6 protein-coding genes are annotated in these 5,434 nt (G+C 66.7%); all 6 read left to right on the forward strand.

Annotated elements, in window-relative coordinates:
* Window positions 1–17 precede the first annotated feature (17 nt).
* Genes N8I74_RS03750 through N8I74_RS03775 form a run of 6 tightly spaced genes read left to right on the forward strand, consistent with a single transcriptional unit; the run spans window position 18 to window position 5,377 of the window.
* The gene (locus N8I74_RS03750; protein ID WP_263125584.1) at window positions 18–1,310 is read left to right on the forward strand and encodes an FAD-dependent oxidoreductase; all 1,293 of its coding nucleotides are present in this window, start codon (window positions 18–20) and stop codon (window positions 1,308–1,310) included.
* Between the two features lie 41 nt (window positions 1,311–1,351).
* Complete coding sequence (locus N8I74_RS03755) at window positions 1,352–2,092, forward strand: SRPBCC family protein (protein WP_263125585.1); 741 nt, start codon at window positions 1,352–1,354, stop codon at window positions 2,090–2,092.
* A 19-nt stretch (window positions 2,093–2,111) separates the two neighbouring features.
* Entirely contained in the window at window positions 2,112–2,882 is a 771-nt protein-coding gene (locus N8I74_RS03760) for an SRPBCC family protein (RefSeq protein ID WP_263125586.1), read from the forward strand.
* 34 nt (window positions 2,883–2,916) lie between these two features.
* Window positions 2,917–4,341 carry a class I adenylate-forming enzyme family protein gene (locus N8I74_RS03765; RefSeq protein WP_263125587.1) on the forward strand — a complete coding sequence of 475 codons (1,425 nt, stop codon included), beginning with the start codon at window positions 2,917–2,919 and terminating at the stop codon, window positions 4,339–4,341.
* A 17-nt stretch (window positions 4,342–4,358) separates the two neighbouring features.
* Entirely contained in the window at window positions 4,359–5,093 is a 735-nt protein-coding gene (locus N8I74_RS03770; protein WP_263125588.1) for an SDR family NAD(P)-dependent oxidoreductase, read from the forward strand.
* 17 nt (window positions 5,094–5,110) lie between these two features.
* Entirely contained in the window at window positions 5,111–5,377 is a 267-nt protein-coding gene (locus tag N8I74_RS03775) for an acyl carrier protein (protein ID WP_263125589.1), read from the forward strand.
* Window positions 5,378–5,434: the final 57 nt, after the last annotated feature.

Genomic DNA, 5,434 nt, shown 5'->3' on the forward strand with positions numbered 1-5,434 from the left:
GATTGCACGAGGCGCAAATGAACCAGATCGAGCGGAGCGACAACCAGCCGGAATTCGACGCCATCATCGTCGGCTCCGGCACCTGCGGTGCGACCATTGCGCGGGCGCTGTGCCGGCGCAACAAGAACGTGCTGCTGCTGGAGCGCGGCGACAACGCGCCGGTCAACGAAAGCCTGCTGCGCATGGCCGCCGTCATGGACGAGGTGCCGCTGGGCGAGGGCAGGCTTGCCACGATGCGCGCCATCGCCACCGGCGGCTCCACCGGCCTGTATTTCGGCGTGGTCAACTACCCCAGGCCCGATACCTTTTCCAGGCTGGGCATCGACCTGGGCGCCGACTTCGACGCGGTCAGGCAGGAACTGCCGATCGCCCAGCTGCCCGAGGCCCTGCTGGGGGACCAGAACCGCAGGCTGCGCGAGAGCGCGCTGGCGCTGGGGCATGCCTGGCAGAAGAACGACATGCTGATCGACCTGGCCAAGTGCGACGGCGGCTATCGCTACGAGGCCAAGTGGAAGGCCAGGAGCTATGTGGACGAGGCGGTGGCGCAGGGTGCCACACTCATCAGCCGCGCCACCGTGCATAAGGTGCTGATCGAAGGCGGCAAGGCCGTCGGCGTCGAGTACCGGGTCAGGCGCGGCCTCTTCGGCAGCGAGACCCGGCGCGTCTACGGCGCCCGCATCATCCTTGCCGCAGGCGAGCTCGCTTCGCCCCAGCTGCTGCGCGACAGCGGCGTGCCCGGCATCGGCGATCGCGGCTTCTACTGCAACCCGGGTTATGCCATCTACGGCCTGGTGCCGGGCCTCACCGGCAGGAGCAGCTTCGTCGGCAGCATGGGCTGCAGCTACGACGAGGGCATCGAGCTGGGCGACGCCAACGTGCCGCAGCACATGCTGCGGCCGATGATGCTCGCCGGCTTCAAGCTGCGGCATCTCGTGGCCAGCACCCGCAGCATCGGCATCGGCGTCAAGGTCAAGGATGGCTTCGGCGGCGAGCTGAGGCCGGACGGGCGCCTCCACAAGACCTTCGACCGCGAGGACCGCCAGCGGCTCGACAAGGGCAGGGCCGAGGCGATCCGCATCCTCAGGCATGCCGGTGCCACGCACATCACCGATTTCGGCGTGACCGCCGCCGGCCGGGTCGGCGGCCTCGTGCGCATCGGTGAGCACGTCGACGACAAGCTTGAGACCCGGTACCGCAACCTCTACGTCTGCGACGGCTCGGTGCTGCCCGACGACATGCGCGGCACCCCGACGCTCACGCTGGTGTGCCTTGCGCGCCATCTGTCCCGACACCTCTTGGCCACTTTGTGATGCGGGCATCCGCCCACCCACCCAACCCACCGGAGTCCACCATGGAAACGTTGACATTGACCGAAGGAACAGGCGCCGCCGCCGTGCCCAAGGTCAAACGCAAGGGCAAGATCCTCAAATACATGCTGTATGGCCTGCTGACGCTGGTCGCGGTGCTGCTGATCGCGCACGTGGCGTGGAACCGTTCCGGTTCCAACCAGTGGGAGCTGGCGAGCGACGAGAACGGCGTCAAGGTCTGGACCCTCAAGACCCCCGGCTCCAACCTCGTGATGGTCAAGGCCACCACCACGATCCAGTCCAGGCTGGCCGGCATGGTCAAGCTGCTGGAGGACCTGGAGAGCTGCGTCGACGCGCAATGCTACGACGCCAAGGTGATCGAGCCGGTACAGAGCGTGCCCGGGCGCTACGCCGCGTACATCCGCTTCAAGTTCGACGTGCCCGGGTTCAACACCCAGGACTTCGTGCTGTTCCAGGAACACTACCAGGACCCGGTGAGCAGGAAGCTCGAAATCAACCTGCTGGCCGCGCCCAACCGGATCGCGCGCGATGAATGCTGCGTGCGGGTCAGGCACCTGCACAACAACTGGAAGCTGACGCCGCGCCCGGACGGCAGGCTCGACATCGAGTTCACCCAGGACACCGACATGGAAGGGCTGCCGTACTTCCTCGTCAATTTCGCGCTGAAGGCAGGCACCCAGGAAATCATGGGCGGCATGCAAAAGCTGATGGACATGGACAAGTACAGGCACGCCAAGGTCGACGGCATCCAGGAACTCAACTGATCACCACCAGGACGACAAGATGGAAACAAGCATCCCCATGACCGCCCCCGCCACCCGCAAACGTCCCTCGCTGCCGCGGCGGATCGCCAAGGGCCTCCTGATCGCCTTGGTCGCGCTCGTGCTGCTGGTCGTACTGGCCAACTGGCTGTGGCTGCGGTCCGGCTCCAACCGCTGGGAGCTGGCGATCGATGAGAACGGCACGCAGATCTACACACTCAAGTCGCCCGGCACCGCCACGCTCAAGGTGCGCGGCGTGACCCAGTCCAAGGAGTTCACGCTCAGCAACCACCTGGCGCCCTTCTTCGATGCCGACATCCAGAAGGACTGCGGCAAATGGGTCGAGGGCTGCCTTGACTACCGCATCATCAAGCCGTGGGATGCGCAGAGCGGATACAACGTGACGATGTGGACCGTGGCGCTGTTCCCGCCGTTCGCGCCGCGCGAATTCCTGCTGCAGGGCGAGTTGTCGCAGGACCCGAGGACCCGCGTGGTCACGCTGGAGAACATCGCCGTGCCCAACCGGATCGAGCCCAGCGACTGCTGCGTGCGCCTGAACCATGTGCACAACGTCTGGCGCTACACCCCGCTCGGGGACGGCACGATCAAGATCGAGTTCATCTCCGACTTCGACATGGGCGATGCCTTCCCCAAGCTGCTGCTCAGCCTGGGCGCGCCCTCGGCCATCCACAAGATGCTGACCGAGGAAAACCCGCGCCTGCTGCGGCAGCCCAAATACCGCGCCGCACGCATCGATTTCATCGACGAAGGGCTCACCGTCGCGGCGAAGTAGCCGCGTACGGCGAGGGCACAGCGAGGACAAGGCGATGGAATGGATCAATGAGCGGTTGCAGCAGTTCGGCGGGCGCATGCTCACCGTGGACGAGACGGGCACGGTCAGCTACGCCGAGTTCGCCGGCAGGGTGACGCAGTGGCGTGACGCGCTCGCGCAGTGGGGCATTGCACCGGGCGAGCGGATCGGGCTGGTGGCCGACTACCACATCGACGTGGTCGCGCTGCTGCAGGCGCTGCTGGGCCATGGCTGCATCGTGATTCCACTGGCGCAGGACGACGCGGCGCTGTTCGACGAGCGCCTGGCCGTCACCGCGGCCACCCGGCTGATCACCGTGCCCGCCGAGGGGCCGGTGACGCCGCAGTGCACGCACTGCCGCACCCTGACACCCGGTACGGACCTGCATCCGCTGCTGGCGCCGATGGCGGCCGGCGAGCGGCCGGGCTTCGTGATCTTCACCTCGGGCAGCACCGGCCGTGGCAAGGCCGTGCTACTCGACTATGGCCGGATGACCCAGAAATTCCGCGCCCGGGTGCGCGAGTCGTTCCGCACGCTGCTGTTCCTGAAGCTTGACCATATTGGCGGCCTCAACACCCTGCTCTCGGTGATGCTCAACGGCGGCACCATCGTCACCTGCCCATCAAGGCAGGCCAACCGGATCTGCGCCACCATCGCGCGGCACCGGGTGGAACTGCTGCCGACCACGCCATCGTTCCTGACCATGCTGCTGATGTCCGGCGTGCATCGTGCGCATGACCTGTCCTCGCTCAAGGTCATCACCTATGGCACCGAGGCGATGCCGGCCTCGACGCTGGCCAACCTGCACCGCACCTTTCCCGGCGTGGCGCTCAAGCAGACCTATGGGCTGTCGGAGCTGGGCATCCTGTCCACCCGCTCGCGCGACTCGGCATCGCGCTGGATGAAGATCGGCGGCGACGGGTTCGAGCTCCAGGTCAGGGACGGCACGCTGTGGATCAGGAGTGCACACGCGATGCTGGGCTACCTGAACGCGCCGAGCCCGTTCGACGCCGAGGGCTGGTACGACACCGGCGACAAGGTCGAGGTCGACGGCGAGTACTTCCAGATCCTCGGCCGCGAGTCCGAGATCATCAACGTGGCCGGCGAGAAGGTGTTCCCGATCGAGATCGAGAGCTTCCTGCTGACGCTGGACAACGTGCGCGACGTGATCGTGCGCGAAAAGAAGAGCCCGGTGGTGGGCCAGATGGTCTGGGCCGAATTCCTGCTCGAACGCGACGAGGACCCGATCGCCTTCAAGAAGCGCGTGCTTGCGCAATGCCGCGCGCACCTGGCCCCGTTCAAGGTGCCCGGCTTCATCACCCTTGCCGACGGCGCCAGCCTCGTCGGCTCGCGTTTCAAGAAGATCCGCAAGACGCCCGCCGCTGCAAGGCCGGACGCACCCGCGTCCGATCCCGTGCCGGGTGCCGCGCAACCCATCTAGCCGATACGGAGCCGTGAATGTCCGAACACAAGCCAGTCGCCGTCGTCAGCGGCGGCAGCAGGGGCCTTGGCCTTTGCATCTGCAATGCACTCTTCGACGCGGGCTACCGCGTGGCCACCTTCAGCCGCAGGTGCACGCCTGAACTCGATGCGCTGCTCACCCGCGCCGCCGGGGAGGTCTGCTGGGAAGCATTCGACATCACCGACGCCGCGGCGCTCACCGGCTTCATGCGCCGGGTGCGCGAACGGCTGGGGCGGGTGGGCCACCTCGTCAACAGCGCCGGCATCGCCAACGAGGGGCTGCTGACCATGATGAAGCACGACGACGTGGCGCGGATGCTGCAGGTCAACCTGGGCGGCGCGATCGCGCTGTCGCAGGCCTGCGTCAAGCAGATGATGGTCGGCGGCGGCGGCGCCATCGTCAACGTCTCGTCCATCGTCGGCGTGCGCGGCTACAAGGGCGTGGCCGCGTACAGCGCCACTAAGGCCGCGCTTGACGCGCTGACCCGCAGCCTGGCCAAGGAACTGGGCCCGGCCGGCATCCGCGTCAACTCGGTCGCGCCCGGTTTCATGGCCACCGAGATGACCGCCGAGCTGACCGAGCAGCAGAAGGCCCGCATCGTGCGGCAGACGCCGCTTGCCCGCATGGGCACGGTCGAGGACGTGTCGTCCGTCGTCCGTTTCCTGCTTTCCGAAGACGCACGTTTCGTGACCGGCCAGACCATCGTCGTCGATGGCGGCCTGACCGTATGACAGGGGGAGTCCAGCCTATGAGTGCCCAGATCAAGGAAGTGATCGAGAACGTCATCCGCAGCGTCGCCACCGAGCGTGACCTGCCGCTGCCCGCGCTGACCGGTGCCACCGAGATCGTCGACGAGCTGGGGTTCTCGTCGCTGCTGGTCGCGACGCTGATCGCCAACCTGGAGGAGGCGCTCGGCGTCGATCCGTTCCAGGACGAGGACGTGATGATCACCGACATCCGCACCATCCAGGACCTGTGCGATGTCTACGCGCAGAGCCTGCGCCGCGTGCACTGAAACACCCGCAGCTTCTCCAGCCGGGCAGGCCGGCTGGTCTCAAGAGTGGAAAGACGC

Source organism: Chitiniphilus purpureus (assembly GCF_025642115.1).
Taxonomy (GTDB): domain Bacteria; phylum Pseudomonadota; class Gammaproteobacteria; order Burkholderiales; family Chitinibacteraceae; genus Chitiniphilus; species Chitiniphilus purpureus.